The 17,428-nt window shown below is 64.2% G+C and carries 14 protein-coding genes and 1 pseudogene; 11 read left to right on the forward strand and 4 right to left on the reverse strand.

Annotation, left to right across the window (positions count from 1 at the left end; genetic code table 11):
• The first annotated feature begins 3 nt into the window (after positions 1-3).
• The 5 genes from AC1VON_RS08455 to AC1VON_RS08475 are packed head-to-tail and all read left to right on the forward strand — an operon-like array spanning position 4 to position 3,940.
• Complete coding sequence (locus AC1VON_RS08455) at positions 4-1,065, forward strand: ABC transporter permease (protein WP_483121484.1); 1,062 nt, start codon at positions 4-6, stop codon at positions 1,063-1,065.
• Entirely contained in the window at positions 1,062-1,982 is a 921-nt protein-coding gene (gene nikC / locus AC1VON_RS08460; protein ID WP_483121486.1) for a nickel transporter permease, read from the forward strand. Before AC1VON_RS08455 ends, nikC begins: the two co-directional genes overlap by 4 nt.
• Positions 1,979-2,812 (forward strand): ABC transporter ATP-binding protein, encoded by an 834-nt coding sequence (locus AC1VON_RS08465; protein ID WP_483121487.1) that lies wholly within the window; start codon positions 1,979-1,981, stop codon positions 2,810-2,812. The genes nikC and AC1VON_RS08465 overlap by 4 nt, the downstream gene beginning before the upstream one ends.
• A complete protein-coding gene (locus AC1VON_RS08470; protein WP_483121488.1) occupies positions 2,809-3,558 on the forward strand; it encodes an ABC transporter ATP-binding protein in 750 nt (249 codons plus the stop codon). Before AC1VON_RS08465 ends, AC1VON_RS08470 begins: the two co-directional genes overlap by 4 nt.
• 43 nt (positions 3,559-3,601) lie before the next feature.
• A complete protein-coding gene (locus tag AC1VON_RS08475; protein ID WP_483121489.1) occupies positions 3,602-3,940 on the forward strand; it encodes a hypothetical protein in 339 nt (112 codons plus the stop codon).
• Positions 3,941-3,952: 12 nt separating this feature from the next.
• Here AC1VON_RS08475 and AC1VON_RS08480 read toward each other — a convergent pair whose 3' ends face one another.
• From AC1VON_RS08480 to AC1VON_RS08490, 3 genes are read right to left on the reverse strand one after another with little or no spacing between them, the layout of a single operon-like run.
• Positions 3,953-7,051: an efflux RND transporter permease subunit gene (locus tag AC1VON_RS08480; RefSeq protein ID WP_483121491.1), complete on the reverse strand. Its 3,099-nt coding sequence runs from the start codon at positions 7,049-7,051 to the stop codon at positions 3,953-3,955.
• Positions 7,051-8,127, reverse strand: a complete 1,077-nt coding sequence (locus tag AC1VON_RS08485) for an efflux RND transporter periplasmic adaptor subunit (RefSeq protein ID WP_483121493.1) — start codon at positions 8,125-8,127, stop codon at positions 7,051-7,053. Before AC1VON_RS08485 ends, AC1VON_RS08480 begins: the two co-directional genes overlap by 1 nt.
• Positions 8,124-9,257, reverse strand: a complete 1,134-nt coding sequence (locus AC1VON_RS08490) for an efflux RND transporter periplasmic adaptor subunit (protein ID WP_483121494.1) — start codon at positions 9,255-9,257, stop codon at positions 8,124-8,126. Before AC1VON_RS08490 ends, AC1VON_RS08485 begins: the two co-directional genes overlap by 4 nt.
• Positions 9,258-9,495: 238 nt before the next feature.
• Between AC1VON_RS08490 and AC1VON_RS08495 the strand changes: the two genes are divergently transcribed.
• The gene (locus tag AC1VON_RS08495) at positions 9,496-10,773 is read left to right on the forward strand and encodes a 4-aminobutyrate--2-oxoglutarate transaminase (protein WP_056570441.1); all 1,278 of its coding nucleotides are present in this window, start codon (positions 9,496-9,498) and stop codon (positions 10,771-10,773) included.
• Between the two features lie 108 nt (positions 10,774-10,881).
• Here the strand turns inward: AC1VON_RS08495 and AC1VON_RS08500 are convergent, their stop codons facing one another.
• Positions 10,882-12,135, reverse strand: a complete 1,254-nt coding sequence (locus AC1VON_RS08500) for an NAD(P)/FAD-dependent oxidoreductase (RefSeq protein WP_483121496.1) — start codon at positions 12,133-12,135, stop codon at positions 10,882-10,884.
• A gap of 433 nt (positions 12,136-12,568) precedes the next feature.
• Here AC1VON_RS08500 and AC1VON_RS08505 point away from each other — a divergent pair, with 433 nt between their 5' ends.
• From AC1VON_RS08505 to AC1VON_RS08525, 5 genes and pseudogenes are all read left to right on the forward strand, one after another.
• The gene (locus AC1VON_RS08505) at positions 12,569-13,858 is read left to right on the forward strand and encodes an imelysin family protein (RefSeq protein WP_483121498.1); all 1,290 of its coding nucleotides are present in this window, start codon (positions 12,569-12,571) and stop codon (positions 13,856-13,858) included.
• Between the two features lie 111 nt (positions 13,859-13,969).
• Complete coding sequence (locus AC1VON_RS08510; protein ID WP_483121500.1) at positions 13,970-14,281, forward strand: (2Fe-2S)-binding protein; 312 nt, start codon at positions 13,970-13,972, stop codon at positions 14,279-14,281.
• Positions 14,247-14,733, forward strand: a pseudogene (bfr, locus tag AC1VON_RS08515) (bacterioferritin). Before AC1VON_RS08510 ends, bfr begins: the two are co-directional and overlap by 35 nt.
• A 12-nt stretch (positions 14,734-14,745) precedes the next feature.
• On the forward strand, positions 14,746-16,347 hold the full coding sequence (locus AC1VON_RS08520) for a di-heme oxidoreductase family protein (RefSeq protein WP_483121502.1): 1,602 nt from the start codon (positions 14,746-14,748) through the stop codon (positions 16,345-16,347).
• Positions 16,347-17,426, forward strand: a complete 1,080-nt coding sequence (locus tag AC1VON_RS08525) for an imelysin family protein (protein WP_483121504.1) — start codon at positions 16,347-16,349, stop codon at positions 17,424-17,426. Before AC1VON_RS08520 ends, AC1VON_RS08525 begins: the two co-directional genes overlap by 1 nt.
• Positions 17,427-17,428 lie beyond the last annotated feature (2 nt).

Here is a 17,428-nt window from a genome sequence, read left to right on the forward strand (position 1 = left end):
TGCATGAGTGCGGTTGAAAACGGAAGCGGGCGCGGTGGCGCCCGCGCCGTCGCCCTTGCATCATCGCTCGGCCGTTTCCTGGTCATCGCGATAACGACCTATCTTGGTCTTCTCGCGGTGACCTTCTTCATCGGCCGTGTCATCCCGATCGATCCGGTGCTGGCGGTGCTCGGCGACCGGGCGCCGGCCAATGTCGTCGAGCGCACGCGGCGCGAGATGGGCCTCGACCTGCCGCTGATCGAGCAGTTCTACATCTATGTGAAAGGCGCGCTGAACGGCGATTTCGGCACCTCGGTGCTGACCACCAATCCGGTCATGACCGACATCCGCCGCGCGCTTCCGGCAACCACGGAACTGGCGACGCTCGGGACGCTGATCGGTGCGCTGTTCGGCGTGCCGCTTGGTGTGCTGGCCGCGGTCAGGCGCGGCAGCGTCATCGACCAAATCGTGCGCGTCATCGGGCTGATAGGCTATTCCGTGCCGATCTTCTGGCTCGGCCTGCTGGGCCTGGTACTGTTCTACGCCAAGCTGCAATGGGTGGCCTTTCCGGCACGGCTCGACGTCGTCTACGAGTACACCTTCACCCCGATCACCGGTTTCTACCTCCTCGATTCGGCGATGCAGGGTCAGTGGGATGTCTTCTGGGACGCCTTCCGGCACATCATCCTGCCTGCCTCGTTGCTCGGCTATTTCTCGCTCGCCTATATCAGCCGCATGACGCGCTCATTCATGCTCAACGAACTCGCCCAGGAATACATTGTCGCGGCGCGTGCCAAGGGCCTGTCGGAAACCCGCATCATCTGGGGCCACGCGCTGCGCAACGCCGCCGTACCGATGGTCACGGTGATCGCGCTCTCCTATGCCGGCCTGCTCGAAGGCTCGGTGCTGACGGAAACCGTCTTTTCCTGGCCGGGCATCGGCCTCTACATCACCAATTCGCTGCAGAACGCCGACATGAACGCCGTGCTTGGCGGCACCATCGTCATCGGCTCGGTGTTCATCGGCATCAATCTCTTGTCCGATCTTCTCTACCGCGTGCTCGATCCGAGGACGAAGACAGGATGAGTACAGACACCATCCAGAGCCGGCGCGACTGGCTGCTCAGCGAGCGGCCGGCCTCGCGCATGCAGGCAAGGCTTGGCCGCGCCTATGTCGCGTGGCGGCGTTTTTCCGCCAACCGGCTGGCTTTCGTCGGCCTGCTGATCATCATCGCCCTGCTGGTCATCGCCGCCCTTGCCGGCGTGCTGGCGCCCTATTCGCCGACCTTCGGCGATCTGAAGAACGCGCGGCTGCTGGCGCCGAGCGAGCAGCACTGGTTCGGCACCGACGACCTCGGCCGCGATATCCTTTCACGCATCCTCTACGGTTCGCGCTGGACGCTCTATGTCGTCATCCTGGTCGCCATTATCGCGGCCCCCATCGGTCTGCTGGTCGGCACCGTCGCCGGTTACGCAGGCGGCTGGACCGATGCCGTCCTGATGCGCATCACCGACATCTTCCTCGCTTTCCCGAAGCTGGTCCTGGCGCTGGCCTTCGTGGCGGCGCTCGGCCCCGGCATCGAAAACGCGGTGCTTGCCATCGCCATCACCTCCTGGCCGCCCTATGCCCGCATCGCGCGCGCCGAAACGCTGACGGTGCGCAATTCCGATTACATCAAGGCGGTGCAATTGATGGGCGCCTCGCCCACTCGTATCGTGCTGCGCCACATCATGCCGCTCTGCATCTCCTCGCTGATCGTCCGCGTGACGCTCGACATGGCTGGTATCATCCTGACCGCCGCCGGCCTTGGCTTCCTCGGTCTCGGCGCGCAGCCGCCGCTGCCCGAATGGGGCACGATGATCGCGTCCGGCCGCCGCTTCATCCTCGACCAGTGGTGGGTGGCCGGCGCCCCGGGCTTCGCCATCCTCATCGTCAGCCTCGGCTTCAACCTGCTCGGCGATGGCCTTCGCGACGCGCTAGATCCCCGCAGTGGTGACCAATGAGCGCGCTTCTTGAGGTCGAGGATCTGCGTGTCACTTTCCCAACCCGCACCGGGTTGATCGAAGCGGTGCGCGGCGTCTCCTTCTCGCTTGGCCGCGAACGGCTCGGCATCGTCGGCGAGTCCGGCTCGGGCAAGTCGCAGACTGGCCGCGCCATCATGGGACTGACGCCGCCGCAGGCCCGGATATCGGCCAACAAATTGGCCTTCGACGGCCTCGACCTGCTCGGCATCTCGCCGCGCCAACGCCGGGCGTTGCGGGGCAACCGCATCGCCATGATCCTGCAGGATCCGAAATATTCGCTCGATCCGGTGATGAGCATCGGCCGGCAGATCGTCGAAACGCTGCGCACGCACGAAAGGGTTTCCAGGGCCGAGGCTCGCGAGCGGGCGCTGGCCATGCTGGAGGCGGTGCAGATCCGCGACCCCAAGCGTGTCTTCGACCTGCATCCGCATGAAGTGTCCGGCGGCATGGGCCAGCGCGCCATGATCGCCATGATGCTGATCGCCGGACCGGAAATGATGATCGCCGACGAACCGACCTCGGCGCTCGACGTCACCGTGCAACTCGACGTGCTCGGCATCCTCGATAAATTGGTCAGCGAGCGCGGCATGGGGCTGATCTTCATCTCGCATGATCTGCGCCTGGTCTCGTCCTTCTGCGACCGCGTCATCGTCATGTATGCCGGCAAGGTGGTCGAGCAGCTCAAGGCCTCCGAACTCGGCCAGGCCCAGCATCCCTACACGCGCGGCCTGCTCAACTGCATGCCCAGGATCGGCTTCGAGCGCCATCCGCTGCCGGTGCTCGACCGCAAGCCGGAGTGGGCGGCATGACTTCTGCGATCACCATCGATGGGCTGGAAGTGATCTTCGACCGGTTTCGCGCGCTGAAAGGCGTGAGCCTTGAAGTGAGGTCGGGCGAATCCTTCGGCCTGGTCGGCGAGAGCGGTTCCGGCAAATCGACGCTGCTCAGGGCCATCGCCGGTCTCGCGCCGGTCGCTTCGGGCAGCATCACCGTCAATGGCAAGAAGCTCGGCGCACGCCGCGACAAGGCCTTCTACCGCGAAGTGCAGATGGTTTTCCAGGATCCCTATGGCTCGCTGCACCCGCGCCAGACCGTCGACCGCCTGCTGCAGGAGCCGCTCGCCATCCACGGCTTTGCCGACGGCGAAAAGCGGATCGAACGCGCGCTCGACGAGGTCGGCCTCGGCAACGGTTTTCGCTTCCGCTACGCGCACCAATTGTCCGGCGGCCAGCGCCAGCGTGTGGCGATCGCGCGTGCGCTCATCCTCGAGCCGTCGATCCTGCTGCTCGACGAGCCGACCTCGGCGCTCGATGCCTCGGTGCAGGCGGAAGTGCTCAACCTTCTGGAAGAGGTCCGCCGGCGGCGCAAGCTGACCTTCCTGATGGTCAGCCACGACCTCGCCATCATCACCCATATGTGCGAGCGGCTGATGGTGATGCAAAGCGGCGAGGCGGTGGAGAATCTCACGGCCGCCCAACTTGTCGCGCACCGCGTGACCGAGGATTATACGCGCAATCTGCTCAGGGCGAGCGAAGGGTTCGTGAGAACCGCCTGAATTCGTTCTTCCTGTACGCAAACCAACCGTCTTGGGGAATTCCATGAAGGAATGGAAGTTTGCAGATCCGCCCAATGTCGCGGTGGTATCGGACAAGAGCATATTCAAACGTGGCGACTGGATCGCATATGTTGTGCATGAAGCTGACGACGACGACAACTACAACGATGAAGGTGGCAGTTGGCAATTTCATAGCAGCGAAAAGCAAAATCGCGATGAACGCGAGATAATGCTCGTCAGCCTCCAAAATGTGGTTCAGAGGGATGAGAGCATCCTGGAATTGGCCGATCTGCCAAAAGGCTGGCATGCTTGGCGTACTTCAAACATTTCGCCCTGGCAGCGCGCCAAATCACTCCCTATACCCTCCAACGATAACGAGTGATGCAGCAGAGTCTTAAGTCGAGCTTTGCGTCAGTTCGCCGTTCTCCGGAACGGATGGTTCGTCCCGCTGCTTCGGCTCCTTGATCCGGAACCACGCCACATAAAGCGCCGGCAGGAACAGCAGCGTGATCGCTGTACCGGTGATGATGCCGCCCATCATGGCATAGGCCATCGGTCCCCAGAACACTTCGCGCGCGATCGGGATCAGCGCCAGGCTGGCGGCGGCCGCCGTCAGCGCGATCGGCCGCATGCGGTGTTCGGTCGCCTCGATGACGGCCGTCCATCGGTCCTTACCCTCTCGGACGAGATCCTCGATCTGGACGATCAGGATGACCGAGTTGCGGATCAGGATGCCGATCAGCGCCAGCACGCCGAGGATGGCGACGAAGCCGAGCGGCGCGCCGCTCGGCACCAGGGCGGCCACCACGCCGATCAGCCCGAGCGGCGCCACCGCCACGACCAGGAACAGACGCTGGAAGCTCTGCAACTGCACCATCAGGATGGTCGCCATGATGAACAGCATCAGCGGCACCACGGCCGCGATCGGCCCCTGGCTTTTGGCGCTTTCCTCGACCGAGCCGGCGGTTTCCACCGAATAGCCCGGCGGCAGCTTGGCGATGAAGGCATCCACCGACGGCTTCAGCTCGTTGACCACGGTGGCCGGCAGCGTGTCGCCCACCATGCCGGCGCGCACGGTGATCGTCGGAATGCGGTCACGCCGCCACACTGTCGGCTGCTCGAGGTCGTAACTGAAATTGGCCACCGCCGCGAGCGGGATGGCTTCGCCGGTGCTGGTCGGCAGCTGCATGTTCTGCAGTGTCCCGATCGAGCCGCGTTCGGCATCGCGTGAGCGCGCCACGACATTGATCAGATAGGTGGCGTCGCGCACCTGGGTGATGGTGGCGCCGCCGACCGTGCTGTTGAGCGCACTGGCGATGTCGGACGAGGTGATGCCGAGCTGGCGTGCCTTGTCCTGCAGCACGTCGACCCTCAGCACGCGTTGCGGCTCGTTCCAGTCGAAGGTGGGGGCTGCGAGCTTCGGATTGGCCGAGATGAGGCCGGCGAATTGCTGCGCCAACTCGCGCACGGTCTGGATGTCTGGTCCGCCGACGCGATACTGCACCGGACGGCCGACAGGCGGTCCGAGTTCGAGCAGTTTGACGAAGGCGTCGGTGCCGACAAATTCCTCGCGCAACAGCCTTTCCAGCGCCGGCTTGACCCGGTTGCGCGCCTCGAGGCTCTTGGTGACGATCACGGTCTGGCCGAAATAGGGGTTGGCCGGCTGCACATCATAGGCCAGCACGAAGCGCACCGCGCCCTGGCCGATATAGGAACTGAAATGGTCGATGTCGGGATTGCCGACCAGCGCCCGCTGCTCGAACCGTTCCATCTGGTCGCGCGTCTCGGCGATCGACGAGTTCTGTGGCAGGTTCCAGTCGACGATCAGCTCCGGCCGGTCGGACGGCGGGAAGAACTGTTGCTGGACGAGGCCGAAGCCGGCGATCGAGGCCGCGAACAATAGCACCGTGACGATGATGGTTAGCCAGTGCCGGCGCACCGAAAACACCAGCGCCCGCCGGAACAGCGAAGTGAATCGGCCAGGCTGGTCGTGATGCTTGGTCTTCATCGTCGCCGGCAGGATGGTAACGCCCAGCAGCGGCGCGAACAGCACCGCCACGATCCATGACACCAGCAACGACACGGCGATGACGACGAACAGGGTGAAGGTGTATTCGCCGGCGGCACTTGAGTTGAGGCCGATCGGGATGAAGCCGGCGACCGTCACCAGCGTGCCGGTCAGCATCGGGAAGGCGGTCGAGATGTAGACATAGGTCGCCGCCTTGCGCAGGTTGTCGCCAACCTCCAGCCGCGCCACCATCATCTCGACCGCGATCATGGCGTCGTCGACCAGAAGCCCGAGTGCGATGATCAGTGCGCCCAGCGAAATGCGCTGCAGCGAAATGCCGAGATACTCCATGACCGTGAAGGTGATGGCCAGCACCAGCGGGATCGACAGCGCCACGACGAAGCCGGCGCGCATGCCAAGGCTGATGAATGAGACAGCAAGCACGATGGCCACCGCCTCGAACAGCGCGCGGGTGAAGCCCGAGACCGCTTCCTCGACGATCACCGGCTGGTCGGCGACCAGATGCACGCCGACGCCGACCGGCAGGTCGGCCAGCACCTTGTCCATCTCCCTGTGCAGCGCCGCGCCGAATTCGAGCAGATTGGCGTTGGGCTTCATGCCGATGGCGAGCGCGATGGCGTCCTGGCCGTTGAAACGGAACAGTGCCGTCGGCGGATCGACATAGCCGCGTGTGATCGTTGCCACGTCGCTCAGCCGGAAGAAGCGGTCGTTGACGCGCAGATTGATGGCACGCAGGCTCTCTTCGGAAGTGAACTGGCCGTCGACGCGCACGCTGATGCGCTCCGGTCCGGACTGGATGACGCCGGACGGCGTTATCGCGTTCTGCGCCTGCAGGCTGGCGACGATCGCCTGTTGGTTGAGGCCAAGGGCCGCGATCTGGCGCGTCGAGAATTCCAGGTATATGGCTTCGTCCTGCGCGCCGACGAGGTCGACTTTGCCGGCATTGGGCACGGTCAGGATTCTTGTGCGGACGTCCTCGACATAGTCGCGCAATTGGCGCGGCGTCAGCCCGTCCGATGTGAAGGCATAGATGTTGCCGTAGACATCGCCGAAGCGGTCGTTGAAGAACGGCCCCTGCACGCCTTGCGGAAACTGCGCCTTGATATCGTTGACCATGTTGCGCACCTGAAGCCAGTTCGGCACGACATCGCGCGCCCTGGTGGTGTCCTTCAGGTTGACGAATATGACGGTCTGGCCGGCGGTGGTGACGGATCTGGTGAAGTCGAGGCTGTCGAGCTCCTCGAGCTTCTTCTCGATGCGGTCGGTCACCTGCTGCACCGTCTCCTTGACCGACGCGCCCGGCCAGTTGGCCTGGATGATCATCGTCTTGATGGTGAAGTTGGGGTCTTCCTCGCGGCCGAGATTGAGGTAGGAGAATATGCCGGCCACCACGAAGACCAGCATGAAATACCAGACCATGGAGCGGTGGCTGAGCGCCCAGTCGGAGAGATTGAAGCCCTTCATCAGACGCCGCCCTCCGGCACTCTAACCTTCTGGCCTTGGCTCAGGCTATGGACGCCCGCGGTGACCACGCGCATGCCGGCCTCAAGTCCCTCGGCCACCGTGAAGGTGCCGCCATTCCTGGAAGCGATCTTGATGTCGCGCGTGCTCACGCTCGACGTCCGCGGGTCGACGATCCAAACTTTGTCGGAACCGTTCTTTTCGAGCAGCGCCGACATCGGCAGTTCGATCGTTGGCGCCACCTTGGTCACGCGGGTCGCCGTTATCGTCGAGCCGAGCCTGAAGGCCTGCGGCGGATCGGTGAGCGTCAGCCGCACGCGCCGGGTGCGCGTCGACCCCTCCGCCTGTGGCGCGATCTCGCGCAGCTTGGCCTCGGTGTGGATCGTCGGCAGCGATTGCAGGATGACCTGGAACGGCGTGCCGGCGGTGAGATCACCGATCAGCTGGTCGGGAATGTCGACCACCGCTTCGCGCAGGTCGGAGCGCGCCACGGTGACGACTGTCTGGCCTGCCGAGACCGTCTGCCCGACCTCGGCGCCGACCGCGGTGACGACGCCGTCGAAGTCGGAGAACAGCCTGGCATAGCCAAGCTGTTCCTGCGATTTGGCCAGCGAAGCCCTGGCTCGCTCGACGCTGGCTTCCGCGGCCTTGCGTGCCTGCTGCGCGGCATCGAAGACGGCCTGCGAAGCGTTGGCCGAGGCTAGCAGCTGGCGCTGGCGCTCCTCGCTCGCCGCGGCATTGGCGAACTGTGCCTCGGCATTGGAGAGCTCTGCCTTGGCCGCTTGCACCGCCAGCTCCAGCGCGGTCGGGTCGAGGGCGGCGATCGTCGTGCCCTTGGTGACGAGGTCGCCCACCTTGACGTCGCGCGAGACGACCCGGCCCAGCAGACGGAAGGCAAGGTCGGCGCTGACCTGCGGCTCGACCGAGCCGGCGAAGCCGAAGGTCTCGATCGTGCGCGGCTCGACCACCACCGAAAGCACCGGCCGGATGATCTCCGGCGGCTTTTCTTCGGATTTTGAGCAGGCGGCGAGCGCGCCAAGCGCGAACAGGCCGAGCACAATTCGTGGCAGCCGGTTCATTGGCCCGCCCCCGATATCTCCACCGTCTGGCCGGGACTGAGTAACTGCCCGCCCGCGGTAACGACACTCTGGCCTTCGTTCAGACCGCTGGCGACCACGACCGTGCCCGAATCGAAGGCCAGCACCTCGATCGGCGTCGTCGACACCGCCTTGGTCGCTGGGTCGACAATCCAGACAGCCGGCCTGCCGGCACTGGACGTCAGTGCCTGCCAGGGCAACAGGATCGCCTTCGCCGGCTTGGCGCTGACCGAGCCGATCACGGCCGCCCCTAGCGGCATGCCGGCCGGCGTGTCGGGAATGCCGACCCTGACCCGGATCGAACCGGAGGCCTGGTCTACCACCGGCGAGATTTCGCGCACCTTGCCTGTTGCCCGGACCTGCGGATCGGCCAACAGCGTGATCGTCACCGCCGGCGAGGCCGGCGTCCTGGCGACCAGCGTCTCCTGCACGTTGAACACGGCGTCACGGTCTCCGTCCTCGGCGACGGTGAAGACGGTTTGCGCCGCTTGCACCACCTGGCCGGTTTCGACCTGGCGGGCGGTGATGACGCCGGGCGCGCCCGCCTTGAGCTCGGTGAAGGAGAGGTTTTGCTGGGCATTGGCGAATGCGCTCTGCGCGGCATCGACGCTGCCTTGTGCCACCTTCATCGCCTGGTCGGCGGCGTCATAATCGCGCCTGGTGGTGAAGCCCTGGGCGAGCAGCGTCTTCTGCCGCTGGAAGGCGGCGGCGGACTGGGTCAACTGCGCCTGCGCCGCATCGAGATCGGCTTGTGCGGAACGCAGATCGGATTCCTGTTCCTGCGGATCGATGCGGGCCAGCACCGCGCCCTGGTCGACATGCTGGCCGACATCGACAAACCGCTCGGCGACGCGGCCGCCGACCCGAAACGACAGATTGTTCAGCGTACGCGCCGCGATCACCCCGGTCAGCGAGGTCCTCGGTGCGTAGTCGGCCATCGCCACCGTTTCCGCGCGCACCATGACCGGCAGTTTCCTGGCCGCCGCTTCCTGCTTCTGGCAACCGGCCAGCAGCAGGGCGGCTGCGCAGACGCAGACTGCCGAGGGAAAAGACGAAAGGCTGGAGGTTTTGATGGATGGCGGCGAGACGGACGATGTCGCGTTCCTGCTCATGGGCTCCCCCAGCCGCGGGCCGCTCGCTGATAGCGATGCCTGGCGGATATTCGGAGGATAATCGATCCCCCGAAAAAGGAAACCGTTCTCGTACGTGTATCGCCCTACTGGTTAAGGGCGGAGATCTGCTCGTCGCAGGCCCAATCGCCATCCGGTGGTGCCGACTTGAGGAAAACATGAAATAAGGTCAGAAGACATCTGATCAACGAGAACGGGCGCCGGCCCGATGAGGGATATCATGAAGAATTCAGCCATTTCCGAACGCAAGAACCAGTCGATCTCGCGCGGCGTCGGCATGACCACGCAAATCTACGCCGACCGGGCTGAAAACTCGGAGATCTGGGATGTCGAGGGGCGCCGCTACATCGACTTCTCCTCCGGCATCGCGGTCGTCAACACCGGCCACCGCCACCCCAGGGTGATCGAGGCGGTCAAGGCGCAGCTCGACCGTTTCACCCACACCTGCCACCAGGTCGTGCCGTATGAGAGCTATGTCAGGCTGGCCGAGCGGCTGAACGCCATGCTGCCCGGCAAGTTCGAGAAGAAGACCATTTTCGTCACCACCGGCGCCGAGGCGGTCGAAAATGCCATCAAGATCGCCCGCAACGCCACCGGTCGCCAGGCCGTCATCGCCTTTGGCGGCGGCTTCCATGGCCGCACCTTCATGGGCATGGCGCTGACCGGCAAGGTCGTTCCCTACAAGGTCGGGTTCGGCGCCATGCCGGGCGACGTCTACCACGTGCCGTTCCCAGTGGCGCTGCATGGTGTCTCGGTCGCCGATTCTCTTGCCGCGCTCGACAAGCTGTTCAAGGCCGACGTCGATCCGGCCCGCGTCGCTGCGATCATCATCGAGCCTGTCCAGGGTGAGGGTGGCTTCTACGACGCGCCCCGTGAACTCCTGACCGCTCTGCGCAAGCTCTGCGACCAGCACGGCATGCTTCTGATCGCCGACGAAGTGCAGACGGGCTTCGCCCGTACCGGCAAGATGTTTGCGATGGATCATCATGAGGTCGCTGCCGACATCACCACCATGGCCAAGAGCCTCGCCGGCGGCTTCCCGCTGTCGGCGGTGACCGGCCGCGCCGAGATCATGGATGCGCCTGGCCCGGGCGGCCTCGGCGGCACCTATGGAGGCAGCCCGATCGGCGTTGCCGCGGCACACGCCGTGCTTGACGTGATCGAGGACGAAAAGCTGTGCGACCGCGCCAACACGCTTGGCGCGCGGCTGAAGCAGCGCCTGCAGTCGATCCGCGACGACGTGCCCGAGATCGTCGATATAAGGGGCCTCGGCTTCATGAACGCGGTCGAGTTCAACGACGTCAAGAAGGGCCTGCCCTCGGCGGAGATCGCCAACGCCATCCGGCTGAAGGCACTGGACAAGGGCCTGATCCTGCTGACCTGCGGCGTCTACGGCAACGTCATCCGTTTCCTGGCGCCGATCACCATCCAGGACGAGGTCATGAACGAGGCGCTCGACATCCTGGAAAGCTCGATCCGCGAAGTCTGCGCTGCCTAGCGTTCTACCTCCCCCTCGTGGGGAGGTCGGACCGAAGGTCCGGGTGGGGGGCTTGGCGCTGACCCCACCCCGCTGCTTTGCAGCCCCACAAGGGGAGGGTAAGCGCATCTAGCCCGCGGCCCTTGCCGGCTCGTCCTGCTGAAACGCGGCCAATGCCGCCTTGAGCCCCTCGGGACCCATGGCGACCGTTTGCGGCGTCGGCGAGAAGCCGGCACCGAGCATCTTGCGGCCAAGCATGTGGTCGCCGGGGCGGTTGACGGATTCGATGCCGAGCAGCCGGTCGCCGGCATAGTGATAGATGGAAAACTTGTTGTCGGGCAGGTCGCCCAGCACGACGTGGCTGTCGCCGCCGGCGGTCAGCCCGACCATCTGCAGCTTCATGTCGCCAATATCGGACCAGAACCATGGCACCGCCGAATAGGCGTCCGCGTGACCGGTGATCGTGCGGGCCGCAAGGCGGGCCTGGTCGGTGGCGTTCTGCACCGATTCCAGCCGCACGTCGCCGCCCGTGAACCAGTGCCGGTAGGAGGCGGCGTCGCCGATGGCCAGGATTTCCGGCGCCGAACTGCGCATCTGGTGGTCGACGCGGATGCCGTTGGCGATGGCAAGGCTGGCTTCCTGTGCCAGTTCGACATTGGGCACGGCGCCGATGCCGACGATGACCATGCGCGCCGGCAGCCTTTCGCCTGACGAGGTGATCGCGGCCACGACATGGCCGTTTTCGCCTTCGAGCCTTGAAATCGAGGTGCCGGTCAGGATGCGTACGCCGGTCGCCTCCAGCCGCTGGCGGACATGGCTGGCCACCACGGGCGCCACGGCGCGGCCGAGCAGCCGGTCGACCGCTTCCACCACAGTCACCGTGCGGCCGGCCGCGCGCAGCGTCGCGGCGATCTCCAGTCCGATAAAACCGCCGCCGAGGATGACAACATCCTCGCTGCTCGCGCTGAGCTCCCGGATCAGCCGTGCGTCGGCCAACGAGCGCAACGACAAGACGCCCGACAGGTCCGAGCCCGGCAGCGGCAGGACGCGTGGGCGCGACCCGGTCGCCAGGACCAGATGATCGAAGGCAAGTTCGCCGCCGCCTGACATCTCCAGGCTGCGGCGGCCGGCATCGATACGCTCGATCCGGATGCCCGGCCGGTAGTCGATCGCGTTGCCGGTATAAAAGGCCTCGCCTCGCAAGGGTTGCGGTTTGGCCTCGGCATCCTTGATGAAGGTCTTCGACAGCGGCGGCTTGTGGTAAGGCAACTCGTTCTCGTCGCCGACGAGGATCACCGGCCCGTCATAGCCGTCCTCGCGCAAACTGGCGGCCGCCTGCACGCCCGCGTGACCCGCACCGACAATGACCACACCGTTCTTCATCGCATTCCGATCCCGATTCGATCCTAGGGCGTCTCGCCAAGTGGCAATTGTCTGGCGCCGCCGCAAGAGAGCGTTTGCGGGTCGCACCCGGGATGACGGCTGTCAATCGTACAGTTCGGCGGCAAAGCCGGCACAGTCGAGGTATAAAGTTGACATTCGTAGTTTAGAATAATTCTAAACTATTGTTTCAATTGGCTTTTCCAGACGATTTTCGTTGACTTCCATGGGCGTCGAAGCTTTATGGAAGCCTGCGCGTTAGCGCATCCCTTTGATGTCTGGGCCTTGAACCCGTTCGATTGGAGGCATTTTGGTGTCTTTCTTCCCCGAACCGCGCGATCGCGTGGCAAGTCTTGCGCCCCACGGCATCGACATGGCCTGGCGCCGGCTGCCGCACGCGCCGTTTATAGAATTTCCAAAAAACTGGAGAGCGATAATGACAGCACGATATGGCGGCAGGCTTGCGGCGATTGGCGCCACGGCACTGCTGACGGCGGCGGTGTTTGTGCTGCCGGCCAAGGCGGAAACCGATGCGAAAGCGGTCATCAAGACCTATTCAGACATCGCGCTTGCCAAGTATGAGGATTCGCTGACCACGGCCCAGGCCCTCGACAAGGCGATCGACGCGCTGCTTGCCAATCCGTCCGCTGACACGCTCAAGGCCGCTCGCGACGCCTGGAAGGCATCGCGCGTGCCTTACCAGCAGACCGAGGTCTACCGCTTCGGCAACAAGATCGTCGACGATTGGGAAGGCAAGGTGAATTCCTGGCCGCTGGACGAAGGCCTGATCGATTATGTCGCCAAGAGCTACGGCACCGAATCGGATGCGAATTCGCTCTATACCGCCAATGTGATCGCCAACAAGGAAATCGAGATCAACGGCAAGAAGGTCGATGCCTCGAAACTGTCGCCGGAATTCCTCTCCGGCACGCTGCAGGAGGCCGGTGGCATCGAGGCCAATGTCGCCACCGGCTATCATGCCATCGAATTCCTGCTCTGGGGCCAGGATCTGCACGGCACCGGCCCGGGCGCCGGCGAACGCCCCTACACCGACTACGACCTCAAGAACTGCACCGGCGGCAATTGCGACCGCCGTGCCGAGTATCTGAAGTCGGCCAGCACGCTTCTGGTTTCGGACCTGCAGGAAATGGTCGGCAACTGGAAGGAAGACGGCGCCGCGCGCAAGGCCCTCGTCGACGAAGAGCCGAACACCGCGATCTCGGTCATCTTCACCGGCATGGGCTCGCTGTCCTATGGTGAACTGGCCGGTGAGCGCATGAAGCTCGGCCTGCTGCTGCACGACCCGGAGGAGGAGCACGACTGCTTCTCCGACAACACCTACAACTCGCATCTCTACGACGCGATCGGCATCCGTGCTGCTTACCTCGCCAGCTATACCAGGCTCGACGGCACCGTCGTTTCCGGGCCTTCGGTGCATGACATGGTCAAGGTTGCCGATCCGGCGATCGACAAGGAACTGTCCGACAAGCTCGATGTGACCGTCGCCAAGATGGAGGCGATCAAGACGCGGGCCGAGGCCGGTGAGGCCTATGACCAGCAGATCGCTGAAGGAAACAAGGAAGGCAACGCCACCGTGCAGGCGGCGATCGACGCGTTGGTCGACCAGACCAAGTCGATCGAACGTGCCGTTGGCTCGCTGAAACTCAACGCCATCGCCTTCGAAGGCTCCGACAGCCTCGACGCGCCCGACAAGGTGTTCAAGTAAGACCGAACCTGGTGCGTGGTTCCGGAGCCTGACAATTGGCTCCGGAATGGGCTCCAGGACCAATCAAGCCACACGGCGCGGAAGGCGCCGTCAGCCATCCGAGCACTATAAATGCTGATCTGCCATTGCAATATCATCACGGAGAGGGAGATCGAGCAGACGATCATCGGGCTGCTGGACCAGGACCCTTGGCAACTTATCGTGCCGGCAAAGATCTATCACTCGATGCAAAAGCGCGGTCGCTGTTGCGGCTGCTTCCCAAATGTGGTGGAAACGATCATTCGGGTCACCGAAAATTACCACGCCTGCTCGGAGGCGAGCGGCGTGGATGTCGTTTCACATCTGGATCGCGTCAGAGGCCTGCGCATCCAATACGGGAGCAGAACCCATGAAGGGCGAAAGTCAGATCATCGAGCGGCTTAACGAGGCTCTTTTTCTGGAGCTTGGAGCCGTCAACCAATATTGGCTGCATTTCCGTCTGCTGGAGGATTGGGGATACACCAAGCTGGCAAAGAAGGAGCGGGCCGAATCGATCGAGGAGATGCACCACGCCGACAAGCTCATCGCGCGCATCATCTTCCTTGAAGGCCATCCGAACCTGCAGTCCGTGGCGCCGCTGCGCATCGGGCAGAACGTCAAGGAAGTGCTCGAATCCGACCTCGCCGGCGAATATGACGCGCGCACTGCCTACAAGCGTTCGCGCGAGATCTGCCACGAGGTGGGCGATTACGTGACGATGAAACTGTTCGAGGATCTGCTGGCCGACGAGGAGGGTCACATCGACTTTCTCGAAGACGCAGCTCGACCTGCTCGCCTCGATCGGCGAGGAGAAGTACGGCCAGCTCAACGCCGACTCGGCCAACGAGGCGGAGTAAAGGCATGCGGGAATGCGGCGCCTCTTAGAATTCCTGCGCCGCTCGCGGCGGGCCGCCGGCTCGCCGCTTCTCCCGAAAAGACCAGCCGGACCGGCTTGTCGGCGCTCTACCATTCTTGTCCTGGCACTAACATCGTCCGCGATTGCGGGTGACCTTCAGCCAGCCGGCCTTGCCACCACGCGCGGCGACCTCAATGTCCGGGATCAGACGCGGGTCACCGCCGTCACCAGGCCGACCACGGATTTCTCCAAACCCGAGCCGTTCGAGCTGATGCAAGGTGGCGCCGGCACGTCCGAGAAGGACGTCAGCCGCGACGCCTTCTCGCAATCCTCGGCCAACATCACCTTCGAGGAAGAGGGCACTTTCAAGCTCGGCAACGCCTTGTTCCGCAAGAACTGGGTCTCGTCGCCATCCTCGACGCAGGCGTCGGACGGGCTTGGTCCGCTTTTCAACGAGCGGGCCTGCCAGAACTGCCATCTGAAGGACGGCCGCGGCCGTCCGCCGCAAGGCGATACCGGCACCACTTCGATGTTCCTGCGCCTGGCGCGGGACGCCGGCAGCGCCGAGGAAAAAGCGGCGATCGCCAACCGCCAACGGCTCAATTTTCCCGACCCGGTCTACGGCACGCAGTTGCAGGAGCTGGCGGTGCCCGGCCTGCGCGGCGAAGGCCGGATGCGCGTCGACTATCAGGAACGTAAGGTAGAACTGACGGATGGCACCGTGGTTTCCCTGCGCAAGCCCGATTATTCCGTCACCGATCTCGCCTATGGGCCGCTCGATCCGCATACCACGCTGTCGCCGCGTCTGACGCCGCCGATGATCGGCCTTGGCTTGATCGAGCAGATCGCGCCGGCGGACATTCTGTCCCACGCCGATCCGGACGACCGCGACAATGACGGCATTTCCGGCAGGCCCAACATCGTGCTCGACGGTCTGAGCGGCGAGTTGACGCTTGGCCGTTTCGGCTGGAAGGCGCAGACCGCATCGATCCGGCAGCAGGCCGCGGATGCCTTTGCCGGCGACATCGGCATTTCGACGCCGGAAGAACCAAGACATTGGGGCGACTGCACCGCGGCGCAGGCAGAATGCCTCGCAATGCCGAATGGCGTGCAGGCGCGCCTCGGTCCGGTCGAGGCGCCGACGCCGGTGATGGATCTCGTCACCTTCTATTCGCAGAACCTGGCCGTGCCGGCACGCCGCGATCTCGCTGCGCCTGATGTGCTCGCCGGCAAGAAGGTCTTCTATGCAATCGGCTGCGTTTCCTGTCACACGCCGAAATTCGTCACCCGCCGCGACGCGCCCAACAAGTCGCAGGCCTTCCAATTGGTCTGGCCCTATTCCGACTTCCTGCTGCACGACATGGGGCCCGGCCTGGCCGACGGCCAGGTTGTGGGCGATGCGACGGGAAGCGAATGGCGCACCCCGCCGCTGTGGGGCATCGGCCTCACCGAGACCGTCAACGGCAATTCCTTCTTTCTGCATGATGGGCGCGCGCGCAGCCTGACCGAGGCGATCCTGTGGCATGGTGGCGAGGCGCAGAAGGCGCGCGACCGCTTTGCCGCCGCCAATGCGGCCGAGCGCGATGCGCTGCTCAAATTCCTGGAGTCATTCTGATGCTGAAGCGTTCCGCGCTGGTTCTCGTTCTTCCGCTGGCCCTGCTGGGCGTTTTCCCGGCATCGGCGGCGGTGAAGGCCTCCGACATCATCCAGCAGGCGATCGACGGCTTCGTCCGCCCGGCCTATGCCGATTTGCACCAGCATGCCGAAACCTTGACGAAGGCGATGCACAAGCTCTGCAAGGCGCCTTCTCGAGGCGAGCTCGACGCGGCGCGGACCGAGTTTTCCGCCACGGTCCATGCCTGGTCATCTGCCGAGATCATCGGTTTTGGACCGATCAAGGAGAACAATCGTCTGGAGCGCATGCTGTTCTGGCCGGACCGCAAGAGCATCGGCCTCAAACAGGTGCAGGCGGCCTTGTTGGACAAGGATCCGGCGGCCACCGATCCGGCACAGCTTGCCGGCAAGAGCGTCGCCATGCAGGGGCTCGGCGCGCTGGAGTTCGTGCTTTTCGGCGACGGCGCCGATGCGCTGACGGGTAAGGATGATCCCTATCGCTGCGCCTATGGAGCGGCGGTTGCCGGCAATATCGAAACCATGGCTGGCGAGGTCAGCGCAGCCTGGAACAAGCCGGACGGTTTTGCCGCACTCTGGTCCAATCCCGGGCCGCAGAATGCGCTCTACCGCGACGGCAACGAAGCGGTGACCGAACTGGTCGGTGTCTTCATCAACGAGCTGGAGATGGTCCGGGATGTCCGCCTGAAAGGTTTCCTTGGCGGCAAGCCCGAGGCGGACAAGCCCAAGCAGGCGATCTACTGGCGTTCGCAAAACACCACCAACTCGCTGGCAGGAAATCTCGCCGGCATCGATGCGCTGTTCCAGGCCTCCAAACTTGGCGATGCGCTGTCGCCCGATGCGCGCTGGATGGCGGAGTCGATCCATATCCAGCTGGTCAACGGTGTCGCCACCGCGAAGTCCGTCTCGGGTCCGATCGACAAGGCGCTCGCGGACCCGGCACTGCGCGAAGAACTCGAGCATTTCGCCCTGATCACCTCCAGCCTCTCGACCCTGATCGGTACCCGGCTGACCGCCGAATTCGGCCTGACCGCAGGCTTTTCGTCGCTCGATGGAGATTGATC

Source organism: Mesorhizobium sp. HAY1-8B, assembly GCF_056868045.1.